Source organism: Achromobacter aegrifaciens (genome assembly GCF_902859735.1).
Taxonomy (GTDB): Bacteria; Pseudomonadota; Gammaproteobacteria; order Burkholderiales; family Burkholderiaceae_B; genus Achromobacter; species Achromobacter aegrifaciens.
The window spans coordinates 236,145-256,984 of sequence record NZ_CADIJY010000001.1 but is presented as its reverse complement, the minus strand read 5'-3'; the positions used below and the strand labels follow the sequence as shown (position 1 = coordinate 256,984).

21 protein-coding genes are annotated in these 20,840 nt (G+C 65.1%); 3 read left to right on the top strand and 18 right to left on the bottom strand.

Annotated elements, in window-relative coordinates:
* Positions 1-34 precede the first annotated feature (34 nt).
* From atpA to HV766_RS01175, 7 genes are all read right to left on the bottom strand, one after another.
* Positions 35-1,576: a F0F1 ATP synthase subunit alpha gene (atpA, locus tag HV766_RS01205; RefSeq protein WP_054455187.1), complete on the bottom strand. Its 1,542-nt coding sequence runs from the start codon at positions 1,574-1,576 to the stop codon at positions 35-37.
* 28 nt (positions 1,577-1,604) lie between these two features.
* Positions 1,605-2,144 (bottom strand): F0F1 ATP synthase subunit delta, encoded by a 540-nt coding sequence (locus tag HV766_RS01200; protein WP_054455189.1) that lies wholly within the window; start codon positions 2,142-2,144, stop codon positions 1,605-1,607.
* 12 nt (positions 2,145-2,156) lie between these two features.
* Positions 2,157-2,627 (bottom strand): F0F1 ATP synthase subunit B, encoded by a 471-nt coding sequence (locus tag HV766_RS01195; RefSeq protein ID WP_013391129.1) that lies wholly within the window; start codon positions 2,625-2,627, stop codon positions 2,157-2,159.
* 144 nt (positions 2,628-2,771) lie between these two features.
* Positions 2,772-3,014: a F0F1 ATP synthase subunit C gene (atpE, locus tag HV766_RS01190; protein ID WP_003815363.1), complete on the bottom strand. Its 243-nt coding sequence runs from the start codon at positions 3,012-3,014 to the stop codon at positions 2,772-2,774.
* 118 nt (positions 3,015-3,132) lie between these two features.
* Positions 3,133-4,014, bottom strand: coding sequence for a F0F1 ATP synthase subunit A (gene atpB / locus HV766_RS01185; RefSeq protein WP_054455191.1), 882 nt, complete (start codon positions 4,012-4,014; stop codon positions 3,133-3,135).
* 82 nt (positions 4,015-4,096) lie between these two features.
* On the bottom strand, positions 4,097-4,513 hold the full coding sequence (locus HV766_RS01180) for an ATP synthase subunit I (RefSeq protein WP_367648175.1): 417 nt from the start codon (positions 4,511-4,513) through the stop codon (positions 4,097-4,099).
* Between the two features lie 434 nt (positions 4,514-4,947).
* The gene (locus HV766_RS01175; protein ID WP_088158394.1) at positions 4,948-6,498 is read right to left on the bottom strand and encodes a DUF1254 domain-containing protein; all 1,551 of its coding nucleotides are present in this window, start codon (positions 6,496-6,498) and stop codon (positions 4,948-4,950) included.
* Here HV766_RS01175 and HV766_RS01170 point away from each other — a divergent pair.
* Positions 6,497-6,757, top strand: coding sequence for a hypothetical protein (locus tag HV766_RS01170; protein ID WP_119452131.1), 261 nt, complete (start codon positions 6,497-6,499; stop codon positions 6,755-6,757). The two genes, HV766_RS01175 and HV766_RS01170, sit on opposite strands and share 2 nt — an antisense overlap.
* On the opposite strand, the gene HV766_RS01165 is transcribed toward HV766_RS01170, so the two are convergent.
* Entirely contained in the window at positions 6,754-7,530 is a 777-nt protein-coding gene (locus HV766_RS01165) for an enoyl-CoA hydratase (RefSeq protein WP_054455195.1), read from the bottom strand. The two genes, HV766_RS01170 and HV766_RS01165, sit on opposite strands and share 4 nt — an antisense overlap.
* 31 nt (positions 7,531-7,561) lie before the next feature.
* Here HV766_RS01165 and HV766_RS01160 point away from each other — a divergent pair, with 31 nt between their 5' ends.
* Positions 7,562-9,340, top strand: coding sequence for a M61 family metallopeptidase (locus tag HV766_RS01160; RefSeq protein ID WP_370539839.1), 1,779 nt, complete (start codon positions 7,562-7,564; stop codon positions 9,338-9,340).
* Positions 9,341-9,641: 301 nt separating this feature from the next.
* Here the strand turns inward: HV766_RS01160 and HV766_RS01155 are convergent, their stop codons facing one another.
* Entirely contained in the window at positions 9,642-10,523 is an 882-nt protein-coding gene (locus HV766_RS01155) for a LysR substrate-binding domain-containing protein (protein ID WP_175161210.1), read from the bottom strand.
* 238 nt (positions 10,524-10,761) lie between these two features.
* Between HV766_RS01155 and HV766_RS01150 the strand changes: the two genes are divergently transcribed.
* Complete coding sequence (locus HV766_RS01150) at positions 10,762-11,523, top strand: maleate cis-trans isomerase family protein (protein WP_054455202.1); 762 nt, start codon at positions 10,762-10,764, stop codon at positions 11,521-11,523.
* 16 nt (positions 11,524-11,539) lie between these two features.
* Here HV766_RS01150 and HV766_RS01145 read toward each other — a convergent pair whose 3' ends face one another.
* From HV766_RS01145 to urtB, 9 genes are all read right to left on the bottom strand, one after another.
* Positions 11,540-12,169 carry an ANTAR domain-containing response regulator gene (locus HV766_RS01145; RefSeq protein ID WP_054455204.1) on the bottom strand — a complete coding sequence of 210 codons (630 nt, stop codon included), beginning with the start codon at positions 12,167-12,169 and terminating at the stop codon, positions 11,540-11,542.
* On the bottom strand, positions 12,169-13,323 hold the full coding sequence (locus tag HV766_RS01140; RefSeq protein ID WP_054455892.1) for a transporter substrate-binding domain-containing protein: 1,155 nt from the start codon (positions 13,321-13,323) through the stop codon (positions 12,169-12,171). Before HV766_RS01140 ends, HV766_RS01145 begins: the two co-directional genes overlap by 1 nt.
* 97 nt (positions 13,324-13,420) lie before the next feature.
* The gene (locus HV766_RS01135; RefSeq protein ID WP_254593259.1) at positions 13,421-15,400 is read right to left on the bottom strand and encodes a nitric oxide reductase activation protein NorD; all 1,980 of its coding nucleotides are present in this window, start codon (positions 15,398-15,400) and stop codon (positions 13,421-13,423) included.
* A gap of 2 nt (positions 15,401-15,402) precedes the next feature.
* Entirely contained in the window at positions 15,403-16,209 is an 807-nt protein-coding gene (locus HV766_RS01130) for a CbbQ/NirQ/NorQ/GpvN family protein (RefSeq protein ID WP_054455209.1), read from the bottom strand.
* 69 nt (positions 16,210-16,278) lie between these two features.
* Entirely contained in the window at positions 16,279-17,316 is a 1,038-nt protein-coding gene (locus HV766_RS01125; protein ID WP_054455211.1) for an aliphatic amidase, read from the bottom strand.
* A 25-nt stretch (positions 17,317-17,341) separates the two neighbouring features.
* Positions 17,342-18,031 carry an urea ABC transporter ATP-binding subunit UrtE gene (urtE, locus tag HV766_RS01120; RefSeq protein ID WP_054455212.1) on the bottom strand — a complete coding sequence of 230 codons (690 nt, stop codon included), beginning with the start codon at positions 18,029-18,031 and terminating at the stop codon, positions 17,342-17,344.
* 14 nt (positions 18,032-18,045) lie between these two features.
* Entirely contained in the window at positions 18,046-18,807 is a 762-nt protein-coding gene (gene urtD, locus HV766_RS01115) for an urea ABC transporter ATP-binding protein UrtD (RefSeq protein WP_082401110.1), read from the bottom strand.
* Positions 18,808-18,839: 32 nt separating this feature from the next.
* Entirely contained in the window at positions 18,840-19,886 is a 1,047-nt protein-coding gene (urtC, locus tag HV766_RS01110) for an urea ABC transporter permease subunit UrtC (protein ID WP_175180407.1), read from the bottom strand.
* A gap of 4 nt (positions 19,887-19,890) precedes the next feature.
* A complete protein-coding gene (gene urtB, locus HV766_RS01105) occupies positions 19,891-20,793 on the bottom strand; it encodes an urea ABC transporter permease subunit UrtB (RefSeq protein ID WP_217472139.1) in 903 nt (300 codons plus the stop codon).
* Positions 20,794-20,840: the final 47 nt, after the last annotated feature.

Here is a 20,840-nt window from a genome sequence, read left to right as displayed (position 1 = left end):
GTGAGGCGTCGCGGACGCCTAACCCATCACTTTCTTAAAAAGCACCGTGCTTCTTGAATTCCTGGATGGCGGCGGCCAATTCGGCTTCGTCATCCTTGGACAGTTCCTTGGTGTCTTCGATGCGCTGGATCAGGGCCGCATGCTTGGCCTTCAGTTGATCCTTCAGCGACTTCTCGAACGACAGCACTTGGGCCACGTCCACTTCATCCAGGTAGCCGTTGTTGACCGTGTACAGCGTGACGGCCAGTTCCCACACTTGCAGCGGCTGGTATTGCGGCTGCTTGAGCAGTTCCACCACGCGCTTGCCGCGTTCCAGCTGGCGACGGGTCGCGTCGTCCAGGTCGGAAGCGAACTGCGCGAAGGCGGCCAGTTCACGGTACTGCGCCAAGTCGGTACGGATACCGCCGGACAGCTTCTTGACGACCTTGGTCTGAGCAGCGCCACCCACACGCGACACCGAGATACCGGCGTTGATTGCGGGGCGGACACCGGCGTTGAACAGGTCGGTTTCCAGGAAGATCTGGCCGTCGGTGATCGAGATCACGTTGGTCGGAACGAAGGCCGACACGTCGCCTGCCTGGGTTTCGATGATCGGCAGCGCGGTCAGCGAGCCGGTCTTGCCCTTGACGGCGCCGTTGGTGAACTTCTCGACGTACTCTTCGTTCACGCGGGCAGCGCGTTCCAGCAGGCGCGAGTGCAGGTAGAACACGTCGCCCGGGTAGGCTTCACGGCCCGGCGGACGGCGCAGCAGCAGCGACACTTGGCGATAGGCCCAGGCTTGCTTGGTCAGGTCGTCATAAACGATCAGGGCGTCTTCGCCGCGGTCGCGGAAGTATTCGCCCATCGTGCAGCCGGCGTAGGCGGCCAGGTACTGCATGGCGGCCGAGTCGGAGGCCGAAGCGGCCACGACGATGGTGTATTCCATCGCGCCGTGCTCTTCCAGCTTGCGCACCACGTTGTTGATCGTCGAAGCCTTCTGGCCGATAGCGACGTACACGCAGGTGACGCCCTTGCCCTTCTGGCTGATGATCGTGTCGACAGCGACGGCGGTCTTGCCGGTCTGGCGGTCGCCAATGATCAGTTCGCGCTGGCCGCGGCCGATCGGCACCATCGAGTCGATAGCCTTGATGCCGGTTTGCAGCGGCTGCGACACCGAGCGGCGGGCGATAACGCCAGGCGCCACTTTTTCGATGATGTCGGTGGCCTTGGCGTTGACCGGGCCCTTGCCGTCGATCGGCTCGCCCAGCGTGTTGACCACGCGGCCTTTCAGTTCGGGACCGACCGGAACTTCCAGAATGCGGCCGGTCGTCTTGACCTGGTCGCCTTCGGAAACGCCGGTGTAGTCGCCGAGAATAACGGCGCCGACGGAATCACGCTCGAGGTTGAGCGCCAGACCGAAAACGTTGTTGGGGAATTCGAGCATTTCGCCCTGCATCACGTCGGACAAGCCGTGGATGCGGGTAATACCGTCGGTCACGGACACGACGGTGCCCTGAGTACGGACATCAGCCGAAGCGCCCAGGCCCTCGATGCGGCTCTTGAGCAGTTCGCTGATCTCGGAGGGATTGAGTTGCATATTGACTCCTGGAATCCTGTTAGTTGCCTTAAGCGGCGAGCTGATCGCGCATGCGGGCCAATTGGGCTTGTACGGAAGTATCGAGCACCTGGTCACCGACGGCCACGCGCACGCCGCCGATCAGCGACGGATCAACGGTGACGCTGGGCTTGAGCTTGAGGCCGAATTTTTGTTCGAGCGCGCTGACCAGTTCTTTGACCTGGGCATCGCTCATTTCGAACGCGCTGGTAATTTCCGCCTGCGCCGTGCCGTCGTGACGATTCCGCAGCACCGCGAATTGCGCGGCGATGTCGGGCAGCAGCAGCAGCCGGTCGTTTTCGACCAGCAGCTCGATGAAATTGCGGGCGGCTTGAGGCAGTTCGGCCTTTACCAGGCCGGAGAACAGCTCGACGCGCTGCTTGTCGCCCAGACGCGGGTCGGCCATGGCCTCGCGCACGTCGGGGTTGGAGGCGACCTGAGCCAGTTCGCTGACCAGATCGGACCAGGCCGGCAAGCCGGCGCGGTCGTCGCGCGCCGCGCTGAAGAGCGCTTCAGCGTAGGGCCGGGCAACAGTGGAAAGTTCAGCCATGACGGTCCCGGATTAAAGCTGCGCGCGAAGCTGGTTGAGCAGCTCGGCGTGTGCGCGGGCGTCAACCTCGCGCTTGAGGATCTGTTCAGCACCCTTGACGGCCAGCGCAGCGACGTCGTCGCGCAGCAGGTCGCGGGCGCGCTGGACTTCCTGCGCGGCATCCTGGGCAGCCTGCGCCACGATACGGGCGCGTTCGGCTTCCGCTTCACGGCGGGCCTGCTCGATCAGGGAGGCGGCTTGCTTCTCGGCCTCGATGATGCGGGCGTGGTTTTCGGACTTGGCAGAAGCCTCGATCAGACTGACGCGCGCCTGGGCTTGAGCCAAATCGGCTTTGCCCTTCTCGGCGGCGGCCAGGCCGTCGGCGATTTTCTGGCGGCGCTCGTCCATCGCCTTCGTCAGGGGAGGCCACACGAATTTCATCGTGAACCAGCCAAGAACGAAGAACACGAGCATCTGGAAAATGATCGTCGCGTTCAGATTCACGGTCGTTCCTTTAACACCTTGCGGCTCCGACCGCACCCGGAAAGGGGCGTCACGGAGCACTCGATACTTTGCTAGTCGGCGACGGAGCTTGCACCCACATCGCCGCCAGCGTCATGACCCGCCTTTTCGCCGGCGGGCGGTGCCTTAGCCGACGAACGGGTTGGCGAAGGCGAACAGCATGGCGATACCCACGCCGATCAGGAATGCCGCGTCGATCAGGCCAGCCAGCAGGAACATCTTCGTTTGCAGAGCGTTCATCAGTTCAGGCTGACGAGCCGAGGCTTCCAGATACTTGCCGCCCATCAGTGCGATGCCGATGCAAGCGCCGATAGCGCCCAGACCGATGATAAGACCGCAAGCGAGGGCAACGAAAGCGACGTTGGTCATGACAACTCCTTGGTTAGAAATCTGAAGTCAAAAATTGAAAAATAAGGGGTACTGCTCAATGCAAGATAATCTTGCTATCCCATGCTGGCCGGGTGGCCAGCATGGGAAATTCGGGGGATCAGTGGCCTTCGTGAGCCTGGCCGAGGTACACCAGCGTCAGCATCATGAAGATGAAGGCCTGCAGCAGAACGATCAGGATGTGGAAGATCGCCCAGATGGAGCCGGCCAGGATGTGGCCGATGCCCAGGCCGATGCTGGCGCCGTTGAAGCCGGTCCAGGCGCCGCCCAGCAGGGCGATCAGCATGAAAATCAGTTCGCCGGCGAACATGTTGCCGAACAACCGCATGCCCAGCGACACGGACTTGGCGGCGTATTCGATCAGGTTCAGCAGCAGGTTGAACGGGGCCAGCACGATGGCGCCGATGCCGTGCGCGTGGAACGGCGCGGTGAACAGTTCCTTGACGAAGCCGCCCGGGTGCTTGATCTTGATGCCGTAGTAGAACATCAGCAGCAGCACGCCCAGCGACATGCCCATCGGCACGTTCAGGTCGGCGGTCGGCAGAATGCGGTGGTAGTAGAGCGGATCGCCGTGCTCAGCGCCCAGGCCGGTCAGGCGCCAGATGGAGGGCAGCAGGTCGACGGGCAGCAGGTCCAGCGCGTTCATCAGGATGATCCAGAGGAACACGGTGAGCGCCAGCGGGGCAATGAAAAGACGGCTCTTGGCGTTGTGGACGATGCCCTTGGCCTGGTCGTCGACCATGTCGACGATCATTTCCACGAAGGCCTGGAAACGGCCCGGCACGCCACTGGTGGCGCGGCGCGCAGCGCGCCACAGGAAGAAAATGACGATCAGACCCATCAGGCCCGACCAGAACAACGAGTCGTAGTTGATGATGTCGAACTGAGCGATAGCGCTCTGTTTCTCACCCGTATTGTTCAGATGCACCAGGTGGTGCTGAATATACGCGGACTGAGGCGACACGTCGCTGGCAGCAGCCATTTGAATCCTACCCTATTTGCTGTGCCCGGCCCTTGCGAACCGGACGATTCCACGATTTCGTTTGCCGTAAACCTGCTCGGCGCTATGACAACTTGCGGAACATCAAGAGCAGGAGATAGCCCTTCAATGTGAGTATCAGACCGAGCAACGCGGCAGGCCATACGAGGCTATCCTGCGTCACACGCGAAAGCAGCCACAACAGCAGCGCCGTTGCGAACAACTTGATCAACTCACCAGAGAGAAAGGTAAAGGGACTGGCCTTACCGGCCCGTACGCTGACAGCCAGGCGCAATGCGAACAACGCATTGGGAATGAAATACGCTCCCGCCCCCGCCAGCGCCGACCAACCTGCCGCCGCCCCTCCGACAACCCCCGCAATTACTGCTGCTGCGAGCCCCATGGCACCTTGCGCTGCCAATGCCAACAGGAGCCCGCGGCTAGCTTGAGCATTCAGCGCCGCGCGATCCGCGTCACTGAGAACCAGAACTTTATCCGTCATGTCGTGGTCAAACATTGCTTGCTGCTGACCCTGACCGTCAACCGGACCCTGCCGCACTTCATGCTGCATGGAGTTCTGTTGCATCAAACTTCCTCGCTTTGCTTCTTTGCCCCTATCAGAACCGGCGCGTCTCGCTGCCCGTAGCTGCCCCCATAGCCGGCGCCAAGTCGTTGATTTCAAAAGGCTCATCAACACCGTGCCCGCTACTTGTCAGCCGCTACGTGTTCTTATCCCGCAAGCGTCAAACCCGCAGAGTATAGCGTGATTCTTTTTACCCTAGCAAATGAACTTTCGGCCGTTTGTAAGGCGCAAACAACGCTTGGATCGGCCGAAATTAGGGACGCGAATCACCCCTCGCAGCATGCTGCGCAAACCCTGCTCAATGAACCGCGGCCTCCGTCATGGAGGCCGCGCTTTATACCATCAAACCAGGATCAATCCTCCTTGACCGGCGGCGGCGCCCACAGTCCGTCCAACGCCGTATCCTGCGGCGAGTACAGGCGCATGCTGAGCAGGAACGGCGCATCGGCGGCCGGCGTGGCGATCCAGTTCGAGCGCTTGCGCTCGCCGGGATCGCGGCGCTGGATGTAGATGTCCAGCGAACCGTCGGCGTTGTACTTCAGGCCATCGGTGCTGCGCAGTACGTAGCGGTTGGCCGGATTGTCGGCGAAGCCGTGCTTGTCGTCATAGACGTGCAGCGACCAGAATGCGTTGACCGGCGGCAACTGCCCCTTGTCGAAGTGCAATACATAGTCTTCATCGGAATTCAGCGCGCGGCCCTTGGAGTCGGACACCGTGACCGGGTACAGCACGTCTTCCGGCGTCGGCGCGCCCAGGCCGGCATAGGCGATGGCGGCGCGGCGCGTGTAGTCGGTGCCATAGGTACCGATGCCGGACAGCACGGTGCTCCAGCCGTTCATGGGCGTACCCAGGCGCGACACGCCATCAGCGATGCGCCGGCCGGCCAACGGCTGGGCCTGCGCCAGCGCCTGCTGCACGGCCGGACTCAGGCGGCCATACGAGAACGGCTGGCGGCTGTCCAGGCCGATGCGGCGCATGCGGTCCAGAATGGGCGTGTCGTTGGCGTGCGGCGGGTTGCTGCGCATCACGTCGAAGAACAGCGTGAAGAACGAGGCGGCGTCCATGCCGGCCGCCTGTTCGGCCGGCGTGCCGTCGGGCACCGTCACGGGCATAGGCGGCGGCAGGTCGCTGCCGATCGGCGCCGAACCCACGCCGGGCCCCGTTTGCGGATAGGCGCTGCGGGAACCGCGGTTGGCAGCGGGCCTGGCGAGCACAGGCGCGGCCATCGGGCTGGCGGTCATGCCGGCCTGGATCTGATTGACGGCCGCGTAGTCCTGCGGGCCGCCCGCCTGGGTCCAGCCGATCAACCAGCCGGTGGCCGTAGGGCTGTGGATCACGTCCATGCCGGGGGGCACGCTGCCCTGCCAGCCTGGGCCGACGATGGCGAACGACTGAGCGCCGTTGCCGTTGGTGCGCGTGCCGCGCGAGGCGAATACGTCGCTCCACATGTCCAACGCCGACAACACCATATAGCGGTCGCCGGTCGCGGGCAGGTTCACGATCAGCGGGGCGCGCGACACGTCGAACCAGAGGCTGGAATAGAGCGCGTCGGCGCTGGGCCAGGGCACGTCGCCCGCGCGCGGATCGGGGAAGGCGGTCTTGTGGCCGAACTGGTTCACCGGCGCCTTGCCATCCAGCGGCGTCTGCACGGCGGTGGCCTTGCGGCGGGCCAACTCCATCAGCACCATCGGATAAGCATAGACATAGGCGTCGATGGCGATGTCGCGCAGCTCTTGCTCGCTCATCTGCGCCGCGGGCGCGGAGGCGGCCGGGTACGGCGTCTCGGACACCAGGCGCAAAGTAGGCCGCGGCGATTGCGCCTGGGCGGCGGTGACGAAGCAGGCGCTCAGTGCGCCAGCAAGGACCGCGGCGGACCAGCGGCGGGTAGCGATGGATGTACGCATGCAAGGCTCCTTATTGATTTTGTCTGCAAGCGAGCCGCCGCGCCGGGCTTGCCAGTTCGGGCAAGCCTCTCTGGCGCGGCACCTCGCGGTGACGCTTTTTCAGGATAGGGCCGAACTCTGCAACAAGGTGCTGCCGAACCGTTTCAAGGCGCAACTCCGCTCATGGGCCTGGAAGCGCGCAAAAAAACGCGCCCTGGGAGGGCGCGCGGGGCGGATCCTGGTGCACCCGGACAGGCCGCCCGGGCGTAACAAGGATTAACGGTGTTTGAAGTCCGGTTTGCGCTTCTCGGTGAAGGCGGCCATGCCTTCCTTCTGGTCTTCGGTCGCAAACAGCGAATGGAACACGCGGCGCTCGAACAGCAGGCCTTCGTTGAGCGAGCCTTCGAAGGCGCGGTTGACGCATTCCTTGGCCATCATGACCGACGGCAGGGACATGGAGGCGATGACGGTGGCCGCGTCCATGGCTTCTTCCATGAGCTTGTCGGCCGGAACCACGCGCGACACCAGGCCGGCGCGTTCCGCTTCCTCGGCGCCCATCATGCGGGCGGTCAGCGCCAGGTCCATGGCCTTGGCCTTGCCCACCGCGCGCGGCAGGCGCTGGGTGCCGCCCGCGCCCGGAATCACGCCCAGCTTGATTTCGGGCTGGCCGAACTTGGCGGTGTCGGCGGCGATGATGATGTCGCACATCATGGCCAGTTCGCAGCCGCCGCCCAGGGCGTAGCCGGCCACGGCCGCGATCACGGGTTTACGGATGCGCTTGAGGGTTTCCCAGTTGCGCGTGATGTATTCGCTGCCATACACGTCCATGTAGGACCAGTCTTTCATGGCGCCGATGTCGGCGCCCGCGGCGAAGGCTTTTTCGCTGCCGGTGATGACCACGGCGCCGATATCGGCGTCCGCTTCGAACGCCAGCAGGGCCGCGCCGAGCTCATCCATCAGTTGATCGTTCAAGGCGTTCAGGGCCTTGGGACGGTTCAGCGTCAGCAGGCCGACGCGGCCCCGGGTTTCGACCAGCACAAACGACTCGCTCATTGATGTCTCCGAATAAGTATGAAAGTAAGATATGGCCATGGAAAAAGACTACGCTTTGCCGCTACTTTACCGCCTCGCGCCCCATGATCCGGCCGGACACCGCTACCGGATAACCCTAAGCATCGCCGCGCCCTCCCCCGACGGCCAGCGCCTGTCGCTGCCGGCCTGGATTCCGGGCAGCTACCTGATCCGCGATTTCTCGCGCCAGATCGAATCGCTGACGGCCTATTCGGGCACGCGGCGCGTGCCTGTCGAGAAGATCGACAACCACACTTGGCAGGCCGCGCCCTGCGAGGGTCCGCTGCGGGTGGAGTACGAGGTCTATGCCTGGGACCTGTCGGTGCGCGGCGCGCATCTGGACGAAACCCACGGCTTTTTCAACGGCACCAGCGTGTTCCTGCGCGTGCATGGCCAGGACCATCTGCCCTGCCTGGTGGACCTGGCGCCGCCGCGCTCGATCCAGGGCTGGAAGGTCTACACCAGCCTGCCTGAAGCGCGCGGCCACAAGGGCGCCGCGCGCCGCCACGGTTTCGGGCTGTACCTGGCGCCGGACTATGACGCGCTGATCGACCATCCGGTGGAGATGGGCACGCCACAGGTTTCGAGCTTCGTGGCGCATGGCGCCGAACACGAACTGGTGTTCACGGGCGTTGCACCCAATCTGGACCTGGCACGGATCACGGAAGACGTGCGCAAGATCTGCGAAACGCAGATTGCGTTCTTCGAGCCCCGCAGCAAGCGCGCGCCGTTCCTGGACAGCTCGGACCGCTATGTGTTCATGACCATGGTGACGGGCGACGGCTATGGCGGCCTGGAGCATCGCGCCAGCACCGCGCTGATGACGGCCCGCAAGGATCTGCCGGTGATGGGCCAGCAAGGCCAGGGCGAAGGCTATCGCGGCTTTCTGGGCCTGGTAAGCCATGAATACTTCCATACCTGGAACGTGAAGCGGATCAAGCCGGAAGCCTTCGTGCCCTACGATCTTTCGCAGCCCGATCTGACGCGTCTGCTGTGGGTATTCGAAGGCTTCACGTCCTATTACGACGATCTGCTGCTGTTGCGCTCGGGCGCGATCACGCAGCCTGACTATCTGCGGCTGCTGGCCAAGACCATCACCAGCGTGGCGCGTACACCGGGCCGGTTGAAGCAGTCGGTGGCGGAGAGCTCGTTCGATGCCTGGACGCGCTATTACAAGCAGGATGAAAATTCGCCGAACGCGCTGGTCAGCTATTACACCAAGGGCGCGTTGGTGGCACTGGGACTGGATCTGCTGATCCGCCGGGAAACGGGTGGCGCGCACTCGCTGGATGATGTGATGCGCTTGCTTTGGAGCCGCTACGGACGCGATTTCTATCAGGGCAAGCCGCAAGGGTTGCCGGAAGATGGACTGCCGGCGCTGATTCGTGAAGCCACTGGCGTGGATACGCGGCGCTTCATCGCGCGCCATGCCTATGGGACGGCGGATGTGCCGCTGGCGGAGTTGCTGGAGCCGCAGGGCATCAAGCTGCAATGGAAGACGGCGGCCAATATTCCTTCGCTAGATGTGCGTACGCGCAAGCAGGGGGAATCGCTGGTGCTGGCGACAGTGCTGGAGGGCGGCGCGGGGCATAAGGGCGGGTTGTCCGCCGGGGATGTGCTGGTGGCGGTGGACGGCTTGCGGGTGGATGCGCCGGCGGGGCTGGAACTGTTGCTGGCGCAGTACCGGGTGGGGGATCGGGTGACTGTGCATGTGTTCCGGCGGGATGAGTTGAGGGAGTTCCGGGTGCGGTTGGGTGCGCCGGAGGCTTTGGATTGTGTGTTGACGGGCTGAGTGCTTTCTTTGTTCGTCTTTGGGGGCCGTCTATTTGGGACGGCCCTTTTTGTTTCTTAAGGCCGCCGCGCCAGGCTGTGCTGTCTGAATCTCGGCGGGCGCTGGGAAGAGTTGCTTGCTTGGGGTTCTCGCCTCGGTCTGGGTGGGTGGCGAGATCTTGCGGGGTTCGCCCCAGGGCGGCCGCGCGGACGGCCTTCTGGGGCTTATGCGGTGTCTTGCGATTGGTGATGGCGCTGCGCGCAGCAGGGGGCTGGCTTGCTTTGACTGTCTCGCAGCGCATGCGATGGCCGCATGGTCGTCATCATTCGTCTTTCATCTGCGCCGCCGTCTGCAGAAACGTATCCAGCGCGCGTCTCCTGCCTTGCCGGCGTGTGACGGCGTAGACCATGGCGCGCGCGATGTCGGCGGGCAGCGTGCAAACGGCAATGCGGTCGGTTGCATGGCGGCATGTGGAACGCGGCACCAAAGCCACGCCCAGGCCAGCGGCGACCAGAGCCAGCTGGGCCGGGACTTCGGCGACGGTTTGGGCGGCGGACAGGGGCAGGCCGGCGCGCGCGCAGGTTTCGGCCAGCGCGCGGGCGAAGGCGGAGGTGTCCTGGCGCAGCATGACGAAGGCCTCGCCGGCGAGGTCGCCGAGCGCCAGCCGCTTGCGGGCGGACAGAGGGTGGCCCTTGGGGAGCACGGCCACGACGGGATCGGGCCATAGGGGCATGGACTGTAGTTCCTCGTCGTCGACGGCGGTGCGGGAGATGCTGACGTCGATGCGGTGGCCGCGCAGCGCGTCCAGTTGCGCGGCGGGGTTCATTTCGTTGAGCAGGACTGAGACCTGGGGGTGGGAGGCCTTGTAGCGGGCGATCAGCGCGGGAACCGGGCCCATGAAGTGCGAGCCGGACAGGCCGACCTCGATGCGGCCGGCCAGGCCCTGGTCCACGGCGCGGGCTCGGACGGTGGCGTCCTTCAGGCTGGCGAGGAGCGCGCGCACGTCGTTGAGAAAGGCTTCGCCGGCTTCGGTCAGGGTGACGCGGCGGTTGTTGCGGTCGAACAGCTTGACCTCGAGTTCGCGCTCCAGCTGCGCGATCTGCAGGCTGAGCGGCGGTTGCGAGATGTGCAGGCGCGCGGCGGCCCGGGTGAAGTTCAGCTCTTCGGCCAGCACGGCGAAATAACGGAGTTGGCGGATTTCCATGGCGGCCAGTTATTTGGGAAAGATATCAAACCAGATAAAAACTATATTGGAAAATATCGTTCCCGGCGACCAGAATAAGCCTTGCCAATAGAGCACACGACAAACATCCGGGGACCTGCCATGAGACCAGCGCTCACCGCCGCAGGCACTGCCACCGGCTGACATCCGTATTCCGCATTGCCGGGTTCCCGCGCGCCGCCGCGGGCCGGCCCTCTTACGCCTTTCGAGGAGCATCGCCATGACCGCATCCCCCCGCGCCCTGCGCATCGGCCAGATCGTCCCCAGTTCCAACACCACCATGGAAACGGAAATCCCGGCCATGCTGCGCCTGCGCGAGACCATCGCGCCGGAGCGTTTCACTTTCCATTCCAGCCGCATGCGCATGAAGCAGGTGACGGCGGCGGAACTGGCGTCGATGGACCGGGAGTCGGACCGTTGCGCACAGGAACTGTCCGATGCGCGCGTGGACGTGCTGGGCTATGCCTGCCTGGTGGCGATCATGAGCCAAGGGCTCGGCTATCACCGCGTCTCGCAGGAACGCCTGCACCAGGCCACGGTGGACAACGGCGCGCCGGCGCCGGTGATCTCCAGCGCAGGCGCGCTGGTGGAGGGCCTGCACGCCATCGGCGCGCGCAAGGTCGCTATCCTGACGCCCTACATGAAGCCGCTGACCAAGCTGGTGGTGGACTACATCGAGAACGAAGGCATCGAGGTGCAGGACAGCCTGTCGCTGGAGATTCCCGACAACCTGAAGGTTGGCGCGCAGGATCCGATGGCGCCGGCCAGCCACGTGGAACGCCTGAACACGCGCGGCGTGGACGCGGTGGTGCTGTCCGCCTGCGTGCAGATGCCGTCCCTGGCGTCGATTCAGCCGGTGCAGGACCGCCTGGGTCTGCCGGTGGTGACGGCGGCCGCGGCCACCGTCTATCGCATGCTGAAGGTGCTGGACCTGGAAGCGCGCGTGCCCAACGCGGGCGAGCTGCTGACGGGCAAGTACTGAAGCTGCGCGGCGCGCCCTACTTGCCCAGCGAAAGGATTTCGTTGGCGTTGACGATGGCGCCCGCGATTTCTTCAGTAGTGACGCGCTTGTTCATGGCCTGCTCGCGGATCAGGTCGTAGGCCTGGTCCTCGGTGACGTTGCGCGTGCGCATGAGGATGCTCTTGGCTTCCGCGATGCGGCGCACGCCCAGGAGTTTTCCCTCCAGCTTGCGCAGGCGCCGGGCATGCGACTTGATGTCGTCGTAGACCTGGCGCGCCACCACCAATGAAGACAACAGGCCGAACGAGCGCACGGGCGAAGGCAGCACTGCTTTCGCGCCGATGCGCAACACGGCCTCGACGATGGTCGGATTCTCGTAGGTGACGATGGCGATGACCATGGGCGCGTCTTCGCTCTTGGCCCATTCGAAGCCCAGGTCGATCACATCTGGCCGCACGGCCAGGAACACCGCGTCCAGCCCTTCGGGCAACGTGGGCGCCGGAGGCCAGAAGGTCTGCACCTGACAGCCGATCCGTTGCAGCTGCTGCGTCAGTTGGCGGCCGTCGGCGTCGTCGGGATGATAGACGGCGATCCGCAGCGTACGCAGGTCCTTGAGCAGGGATGGCGTCGCGCGCTCCGCGCGCTGGCGGCTGGCGGTATCGCCCATCAGATATCCAGCGAACTCAGGGTGGCCGTCCAGTCGCCCAACGAATGGGTGACCAGGTACGGATCGGGATGCACGGGCCGCGTGGCCTCGCGCACGATGGTGAACTGGCCCTTGCCGTTGACCCGGCCGACGCGCGGATACAGGCAGGTGTGGTGGTTGGTGGGGTCGATGCGCACGCGGCCCTGGGGCGCCTGGAATTCGCTTTGCAGCACGCGCGGCAGGATCTGCGCGATCTCGTCGGTGCCGGTGTCGCGGAAAGCGTTGGCGAAGATGTGCATCTGGAAGTACGCCGCTTCCCAGCAGAGATTGGGCACGCAGTCATGCCCGAAGCGCCGCCGCAATCGTTCCAGGCAGCGCCGGTTGATGTCGGAATCGATGGATTGGAAATACGGCGCGGAAGTGAAGTGGCCGGCGGCGACCTCGGGCTCCATCTGGGAGATCTCCGCTTCGGAGGTCGTCAGGCTGGCGATGGGCATGGTCTTCGGATCGAATCCCGCGTCCGCGTAGGCGCGGTACAGGCAGGCCGTGGAATTGCCCACCACCGTGGAGAAAATGAAGTCCGGACGCTTGTTGCGGATGTCGTCCAGGATCTCCCGGTAGTCGCGTTCCGTCGCGGTCAAAGGCACATAGCGTTCGCCCAGCTTGGCGCTGTCCTGCCGCTGCAGCACGAGTTCGCCCATGATGCGGTTGGACTCGTAGGGATAGATGTAGTCCGAACCGATCAGGTAGACCCGCGCGCCGAAGTTGGCAGTCATGAATTCGGCCAGTTGCACGCTGTTCTGGTTGGGCGCGGCGCCGGTGTAGATGATGTTGTTCGAAAACTCGAACCCTTCGTACAGCGTGGGGTAGAACAGCAGGCGGTTCCATTTCTCGACCACCGGCAGCACGGCCTTGCGGCTGCTGGACATGTAGCAGCCGAATATGACGTTGACGCGGTCTTGCGTGATGAGTCTTTCAGCCAGCACGCTGTAGGTGGCGGGGTCCGATCTCGGGTCGTAGCGCACCGGCACGATCTCGCGGCCGTCGACCCCGCCCGCCTCGTTGATCTCGTCGATGGCCAGCAAGGTGCCATGCAGCTGGGACCGGCCTATGGTCGATGTGGCACCTGTTTCGGAAAACAGCACGCCTACGCGGATAGGATCTTTGTTTGCCATGATCGGGAGGCCCGCTGGCGCGGACATCCATCCTTTGTCGAGTTCATCAGTTTCAGCACAGCCGCAGCCGCCGTCAACACGTGGATTCCTGGGGTGGTCATGGCGCGGTCCTGGCATAGGCGCGAACCAGCGCCTGCGGCAATGCCGCCGGGTTCGTCACGATCCGGTAACCGCGAAAGCCGAACATCGCGCGCAACTGCGGTTCGGCCTGCGCGTCCAACGCGACGCAATGCACGCTGACGCCTCGCCCGCGCAGTTCCAGCACCGCCTCGCGCGCATCGTCCACCAGATAGCGCGGGTCGTGCACATCGACATCGGAGGGTTCGCCGTCGGTGACGACGATGATGGCGCGCCGCTCTCCCGGCGCCTGCAGCGCCAGCGCGCCGGCATGCCGCAGCGCCGCGCCCAGGCGCGTTGAATAACGGGCCTGGGCGCCGCCTATGCGGCCCAACGCCGCCGCGACCGGGGCGCCGGATTCAAGCAGGCGGTAGTAGTACACCGCCGCCCGCGTGTCCGAACAAAAGCCGTGCACGGCGATCAGGTCGCCTTCGCCTGATGTGGCCTGCGCCAGCAGCATCGCCGCCCGCTTCTCCAACTCCAGCACCGTCGCCCCTGCTTCGGACGCCAGGTCGTTGGCCGAGGCCGACAGGTCCAGCAGCACCAGGGTGCTGCTGGCGCAAGGCTGGCTGCCGGGGCGCATGAAGAAGCGGGCGTCGGGCGCCAGGTCCAGGCGCCGGTCGATCAAGACCTCGATCGCGGCGTTCAGATCGATGTCATCGCCCTCCCATTGGCGCCTCAGACGGCGCGCGCGGCTCAGGCGGCGCGACTGCGGCAGGGCCAGGCGCTGCGCGGGTCCGGCGGGCGCGGGCGGCGGCATGCCGGTCCAACCCGGCAGCTTCTCGATCACGGTGCACCAGTCCGGCCGGCTTCGGTCCAGCTTGTAGTCCCATTCGGGATAACGGTAGCGTCCCAGTTCCGTTTCGCTGGCCGCTGGCGCGGGCTGCTCCTGGCCTTGCGGCGCGGCGTCGCGCCGCTCGGGCGCCACACCCTGCGACCCCAGGGTCAGCTCAGGCGGCGGCTCTGCCGCGTCGCCGTAGTCCCACAGATAGGCGTTGTCGTCGCGGTAGGGCACGGGTACGGCGTACTGCTGCGGATTGAAGCGCACCCGCATCTGGCCCAGGTCATTCGCCAGCACCGACGCCAGGCGACGGAAGGCCGCCGTGTCACGCAGGTCGGCGGCCTGCGCCTCGAACAACGTGCGCGCCTTGTTCACCCAATGGTTGTCGTCGTGCAGCGACGGATCCATCAACAGCCGACTCATGCGCTGGATCAGGGCCGCGAATCCCAAGTCCGCCGGATCGGGCGGCGGCGGCACGAAGGGCAGGAACCAGCGCCGCACGCCGGGATAGTCGGCCGCCAGCAGCCGCTCCACCCGCGCATCCTCGATGGCGGATACCACCGCCACGCCCATGGGCTTGAGGCTCAGTACCGGCTGCGCCACTGGCGAGTAACGCAGATGGGCGGCCGCATGCGCCACCGCCGCGCGGTACAGCGCCCAGCGGTCGGCGCCGTCCAGCACGGTGTAGCTGTCCGGCACCAGCAGGTGCGAGGGCGCGAGAATGGGGCGCGACGGCGGGCCATCCAGCGCCGGACGCCGCAAGGCTTCGACCGTCATGCCCCTGCCCGACAGGCCGCACAAGAGCCACGCCAGCCTGGCCTGCGCGGCTTCCAGTTCCGGCGCGCCTGCTTCGCCGTTCAAGGCCTCGCGGGCGTAGGCGTCGCGCAGTTGGAAATATGCGCGCAGAGGACCGGGCTGGCGCTCGTAGCGCCGCAGGCCCGCCAGCATCCAGCGCCCCAGCCCGCCGGCCGTCAACTTCGCCATCAACTGGTCGAACCGCTCTGCCACCGCGGCGGCGCAATCGGGGTCTTCGCCGTGCAGCGCGTCGATCCAGCGCCGCGCTTGGACCGCCTGGTCCTCGCCGCTGCGCGCAGCCAGCCGGCGCAGCTTGTCATCCAGCGTCCCGGCCAGGCCTGCGCCGGCGCCAGCCCCTTCCCCCGCGGACAGGACGGCTCGCATGTTCATTCCAGGTTCGCGTCGACCAGCGCCCGCAGCGCCGCGGCCATGTCGGGGTCGTCGGTCAGCGCGCGGGTCATGGTCATGTCGCAACTTTCGGCAGGACTGACGCCGTCGCGGATGAGGATGCCCGCGTAGATCAGCATACGGGTGGACACGCCCTCGTCCAACCCATGGCGCTTGAGTTCGCGCGAACTGTGCGCGATGCGCACCAGTCGCTGCGCCAAGCCGGTGTCTATGCCGGCCTCGTGCGCCACGATCTCCGCTTCGCGCCCGGGCTCCGGATAGTCGAAATCCAGCGCCACGAAGCGCTGCCGGGTAGAGGGCTTGAGATCCTTGGCGCTGCTCTGGTAGCCGGGGTTGTAGGACACCACCAGTTGGAAGTCGGGATGGGCCCGCACCACCTCGCCCTTCTTGTCCAGGGGCAGGATGCGCCTCGCGTCGGTCAGCGGATGGATGACCACCGTAGTGTCCTGGCGCGCTTCGACGATCTCGTCCAGGTAGCAGATGCCGCCATGGCGCACGGCCTGCGTCAGCGGGCCGTCGTGCCATGCGGTGCCGTCAGCGTCCAGCAGGTAGCGGCCCACCAAGTCGGAAGCCGTCATGTCCTCGTTGCACGCCAGCGTGACCAGCGGGCGTCCCAGCTTCCAGGCCATGTACTCCACGAAGCGCGTCTTGCCGCAACCGGTGGGGCCCTTCAGGATCATGGGCAGCCGGTGCGCGTACGCATGTTCGTACAGCGCGGTTTCCCGCCCGGAGGGACGGTAGAAGGGTTCTTGCGCAATCCGGTAGGTTTCGAGCGGAGACGGCACGATTCATGTCCTCGGGAATCGTCCGTCCGGCGCGGCGGGCCGGACGGACCGGATGGTCGGCAGGCACGCCTAGCGGTGCTTGGCGTCCTCGTTGGGGATGCCGTCCATGGGGCACTCCGGCGTACCCACGGTGGACCGCGTGAAGGATTCGACCATCTTGCGCGTGCCCTCCGGATCGTTGATCCAGTTGGCGTAGAAGTTGTACGGGCATGCCGCGACGCCGGTGGCCTCTTCGCCGGAATTGATCTTGCCGGTGTAGCCGCGGTGCACCAGCTTGAACAAGTGGTTCTGCGACTGCATGTTCTTGCGCGCGTCGCGGATCAGGCTGGTGGAGAGCTCGGCGTACTGCACGCCCATGTCTTCTTCACCGCATTCGCCCAGCGTGCGGCCGTCGAAGCCGATGATGGCCGAATGGCCGAAGTAGGAATACACGCCGTCGAAGCCCGCGGCATTGGCCACCGCCACGTAGACGTTGTTCATCCACGCCATGGCCTTGGACACCATGACCTGCTGGTCCTTGGCCGGGTACATGTATCCCTGGCAACGCACGATCAGCTCGGCGCCGCGCATGGCGCAATCGCGCCAGATCTCGGGGTAATTGCCGTCGTCGCAGATGATGAGGCTGATCTTCAGTCCCTTGGGGCCTTCCGACACATAGGTGCAATCGCCCGGATACCAGCCTTCGATCGGCACCCAGGGCATGATCTTGCGGTACTTCTGCACGATCTCGCCCTTGTTGTTCATCAGGATGAGCGTGTTGTACGGCGCCTTGTTCGGGTGCTCTTCGTGGCGCTCGCCCGTCAGCGAAAACACGCCCCATACGTTGGCCTTGCGGCAGGCGTCGGCGAACACAGCGGTCTCTTCGCCCGGAATGGCCGAAGCGGTTTCGTACATTTCCTTGGCGTCGTACATGATGCCGTGGGTGGAGTACTCGGGGAAGATGACCAGGTCCATGCCGGGCAGGCCGCGCTTCATGCCCACGACCATGTCGGCGATCTTGCGGGCGTTCTCCATCACCTCCGCGCGGGTATGCAGCCGCGGCATCTTGTAGTTCACGACGGCCACGCCCACGCAATCGTTGCTGCTGGAGATATCTCCGTGTCTCATGACAATGCTCCTCGGTGGTTGACGGTCATACCGTCAGGAAAGATCTGACTTTGTCCTGGTCCAGGCTCTCGCGGCAGGCCTCGTGCACGATGCGGCCCCGGTCTATCACCAGGAAGCGGTCGGCCAGGTCCAGCGCGAAGCTCAGCATCTGTTCCGACACGACGATGGCGAAGCCGCGCTCCTCGCGCAGCGCGTTCAGGATCCGTGCGATGTCCTTGATGATGGAGGGCTGGATGCCTTCGGTGGGCTCGTCCAGGATCAGCACGCGCGGATCGGAAATCAGCGCGCGGGCGATCGCCAGTTGCTGCTGCTGCCCGCCGGACAGGTTGCCGCCCTTGCGCCGGCGCATCTCGTGCAGCACCGGGAAAAAGCGGTACAGGTATTCCGGCACGGCCTTCAGGCCGCTGCGCTCCGCGCCGGTCAGGATGTTCTGCTCCACGGTCAGGAAGGGAAAGATCATCCTGCCTTGCGGCACGAAGGCCAACCCGTTGCGCACGCGCTGGTAGCTCTCCATGCCGGCCAGCTCCACGCCGTCCAGCCGGATGCTGCCCGAGCCCGACCGCAGCATGCCGATCAGCGCCTTGAGCAAGGTTGTCTTGCCCATGCCATTGCGGCCCATGATGGCCACGGATTCCCGGGGCGCAACTTCGAAGCACACATCGTGGACGACGTGCGATTCGCCGTAACTCACGTTCAACCTGTCGATCCGGAACATGGCGCGTCCTCCTCTCAATGGCCCAGGTACACGTCCAGCACACGCGGGTCGGCCTGCACTTCGCCCACCGTGCCTTCGCTCAGCAAACGTCCCTGGTGCAACACCGTGACCTTGTGCGCGATGCGCTTGACGAAATCCATGTCGTGCTCGATGACCACCATCGACTTGCCGCGCGAGATGCGCGCCAGGAGCTCGGCCGTCTGTTCGCGTTCGCGCGGACTCATGCCGGCCACGGGTTCATCCAGCAACAGCAGCTGCGGGTTCTGCATCAGCAGCATGCCGATCTCCAGCCATTGCTTCTGTCCATGGCTCAGGCGGCCAGCCTTCTCCGCCAGGCGGTCCTGCAGGAAAACCTGCGCGGCCATGTCCTGGATGCGCTCGCGGATTTCCGCCGTGCGCCGGAACCGCAGCGAGCGGACCACCCCGTGCGCGTTCGGCAGCGAGATCTCGAAGTTCTCCAGCACCGTCAGGTCTTCATAAACCGACGGCGTCTGGAACTTGCGCCCGACGCCGGCCCGCACGATATCGAATTCCGCCATGCGCACCAGATCGCGGCCCTGGAACATAACGCGGCCCGCCGATGGCCGGGTCTTGCCGCAGATGATGTCCAGCAGCGTGGTCTTGCCCGCGCCATTCGGGCCGATGATGACGCGCAGCTCATCCTGCGCCACGCGCAGGCTCAGGCCGTCCACTGCGCGAAAGCCATCGAACGAGACCGTCAGGTCCTCGACGCTCAGGATGGCGCCGGGCGCCGGGCGGTCGCTGCTCATTTCCATGCTGGCGGGCTCCTGCAGGTCCAGGGTGGCACTCATCGCGCGCTCCCCGCGGCGCGGCGCGCCTGAATCTGGCCGAACACGCCGGCCAGGCCGTTGGGCATGACCACGACGACCGCGATGAAGATGGCCCCCAGGAAATACAGCCAGACTTCCGGAAACGTCTCTGACAGGTAGGACTTGAGAAAGCCGATCAGCAAGGCCCCGACCACGGCCCCGGGAATCGACAGCCGGCCGCCGACGGCCGCATAGATCACCATCTCGATCGACGCCACCACGCCAATGGCGCCCGGAGAGATCAGGCCTACCTGCAGGGTGAAGAAGGCGCCGCCGATGGAGGACAGGACCGCCGCCACGCAAAAGATGCAGGCCTTTACGTGCGCGGTGTCGTAACCCGAGAACCGCACGCGATCTTCGCGGTCTCGGATGGCGATCAGGATCTTGCCCAGCCGGCTGCGCACGATGGCCAGCGCCGCCAGCATCGCCACGACCAGTGCGCCGGCTTCGATGAAGTACAGCGCCTGCTTGCCTTCGTCGCCGACGATGTCCCAGCCCAGCAGCGTGCGGAAGTCGGTAATGCCGTTGGCGCCGCCCGTGTCCCCCTGCTGGCCGATGATGAGCACGGTCAGCGTCATCGCCAGGGCCAGGGTCACGATGGCGAAATACACGCCGCTGACCCGCTTGCGGAAGATCGCCAACGAAAACAGATAGGCCGCCAGTCCCGGCAGGACCACGATCAGCAGCAGCGTCAACGTCAGCGAGTGGAACGGTTGCCACCAGACAGGCAGGCTCTCCACGCTGCTCCACACCATGAAGTCAGGCAGCTCCGGCGCAGACGCCTCCAGCTTCAGGAACATAGCCATCATGTACCCGCCCAGCCCAAAGAAAATGCCTTGCCCCAGGCTCAGCACGCCGCTATAGCCCCAGGTCAGCACGATGCCTATCGCCACGAAGGCGAACGCCATGTACTTGCCGACCAGGTTCAGCCGGAACGGATCCAGCGACAGGGGCAGGACGGCCAGGATCAGCGCCGCGACCAGCAGGATCGCGATCTCTTCGGTTTTCCGATGCAGGGTCTTCATCGCATCACCCCCGAGTCTTGTTGGCGAACAGCCCGTTCGGGCGGAAATAGAGGACCAGGATCACCAGGACGAGGATCGTGACCTTGGCCATCGAACCGCTCATCAGGTACTCCAGCGTGGTCTGCGACTGTGCGATCGCAAGGCCGGAGAACGCAGTTCCCAGCAAGCTCTGCACGCCGCCGAACACCACGACGATGAATGAATCCACGATGTAGAGCTGGCCTGTGCCGGGGTTGGTCGATCCGATCATGGTGAAGACGCAGCCCGCGATGCCCGCCAGGCCGGAGCCCAGCGCGAAGGTCAGCGCATCCACGCGCCGCGTGTTGATGCCGACGGCGCCCGCCATCGCGCGATTCTGGGTGACGGCGCGCACGCGCAGTCCCCAAGCGCTGCGGTAAAGCAGCAGATACACGCCCACCGCCACCAGCAGCGTCAGGCCCAGGATGAAGATGCGATTCAGCGGGAACTGCAGGTCGGGCGTGGGCTCCCACGCGCCGCTGAGCCAGGAGGCCAGCGGCACGCTGACCTCCTGCGCGCCGAACAGCGAGCGATAGGCCTGCTGCAGGATCAGGCTCAGGCCCCAGGTCGCCAGCAGCGTGTCCAGCGGACGGTTGTAGAACCAGCGGATGAAGCCGCGCTCCAGCACATAGCCGAATGCGAAGGTGACCAGAAACGCCAACGGAATGGCCGCGAACAGGTAGACGTCCATCCAGCCGGGCGCCCAATGCTGGAACGCCACCGAGACCAGATAGGTGGTGTAGGCGCCCATGGCCATCAGCTCGCCGTGCGCCATGTTGATGACGCCCATCAGGCCGAACACGACGGCCAGGCCGATCGCCATCAGCAGAAGGATGCTGAACAGGCTAATCCCGTTGAATAGCTGCATTGCCGCGATGTCGATATTCATGGTCACGTTCCTGGCTGCGCCGGCGGCAAGGCCGCCGGCCAAGGGCT

Excerpts from the sequence above, each read along its gene's own strand:
- HV766_RS01145 (WP_054455204.1), bottom strand. The coding sequence starts at position 12,169 with ATGGGCGATACCGCCAGCCGCCAGCGCGCGGAGCGCGCGACGCCATCC.
- HV766_RS01170 (WP_119452131.1), top strand. The coding sequence starts at position 6,497 with ATGCAAGGCTCCTTATTGATTTTGTCTGCAAGCGAGCCGCCGCGCCGG.
- urtC (WP_175180407.1), bottom strand. The coding sequence starts at position 19,886 with ATGAAGACCCTGCATCGGAAAACCGAAGAGATCGCGATCCTGCTGGTC.
- HV766_RS01200 (WP_054455189.1), bottom strand. The coding sequence starts at position 2,144 with ATGGCTGAACTTTCCACTGTTGCCCGGCCCTACGCTGAAGCGCTCTTC.
- HV766_RS01135 (WP_254593259.1), bottom strand. The coding sequence starts at position 15,400 with ATGCGAGCCGTCCTGTCCGCGGGGGAAGGGGCTGGCGCCGGCGCAGGC.
- HV766_RS01150 (WP_054455202.1), top strand. The coding sequence starts at position 10,762 with ATGACCGCATCCCCCCGCGCCCTGCGCATCGGCCAGATCGTCCCCAGT.
- urtD (WP_082401110.1), bottom strand. The coding sequence starts at position 18,807 with ATGGAAATGAGCAGCGACCGCCCGGCGCCCGGCGCCATCCTGAGCGTC.
- urtE (WP_054455212.1), bottom strand. The coding sequence starts at position 18,031 with ATGTTCCGGATCGACAGGTTGAACGTGAGTTACGGCGAATCGCACGTC.
- HV766_RS01155 (WP_175161210.1), bottom strand. The coding sequence starts at position 10,523 with ATGGAAATCCGCCAACTCCGTTATTTCGCCGTGCTGGCCGAAGAGCTG.
- atpB (WP_054455191.1), bottom strand. The coding sequence starts at position 4,014 with ATGGCTGCTGCCAGCGACGTGTCGCCTCAGTCCGCGTATATTCAGCAC.
- HV766_RS01140 (WP_054455892.1), bottom strand. The coding sequence starts at position 13,323 with ATGGCAAACAAAGATCCTATCCGCGTAGGCGTGCTGTTTTCCGAAACA.
- HV766_RS01160 (WP_370539839.1), top strand. The coding sequence starts at position 7,562 with ATGGCCATGGAAAAAGACTACGCTTTGCCGCTACTTTACCGCCTCGCG.
- atpA (WP_054455187.1), bottom strand. The coding sequence starts at position 1,576 with ATGCAACTCAATCCCTCCGAGATCAGCGAACTGCTCAAGAGCCGCATC.
- urtB (WP_217472139.1), bottom strand. The coding sequence starts at position 20,793 with ATGAATATCGACATCGCGGCAATGCAGCTATTCAACGGGATTAGCCTG.
- HV766_RS01165 (WP_054455195.1), bottom strand. The coding sequence starts at position 7,530 with ATGAGCGAGTCGTTTGTGCTGGTCGAAACCCGGGGCCGCGTCGGCCTG.
- atpE (WP_003815363.1), bottom strand. The coding sequence starts at position 3,014 with ATGACCAACGTCGCTTTCGTTGCCCTCGCTTGCGGTCTTATCATCGGT.
- HV766_RS01175 (WP_088158394.1), bottom strand. The coding sequence starts at position 6,498 with ATGCGTACATCCATCGCTACCCGCCGCTGGTCCGCCGCGGTCCTTGCT.
- HV766_RS01125 (WP_054455211.1), bottom strand. The coding sequence starts at position 17,316 with ATGAGACACGGAGATATCTCCAGCAGCAACGATTGCGTGGGCGTGGCC.
- HV766_RS01180 (WP_367648175.1), bottom strand. The coding sequence starts at position 4,513 with ATGACGGATAAAGTTCTGGTTCTCAGTGACGCGGATCGCGCGGCGCTG.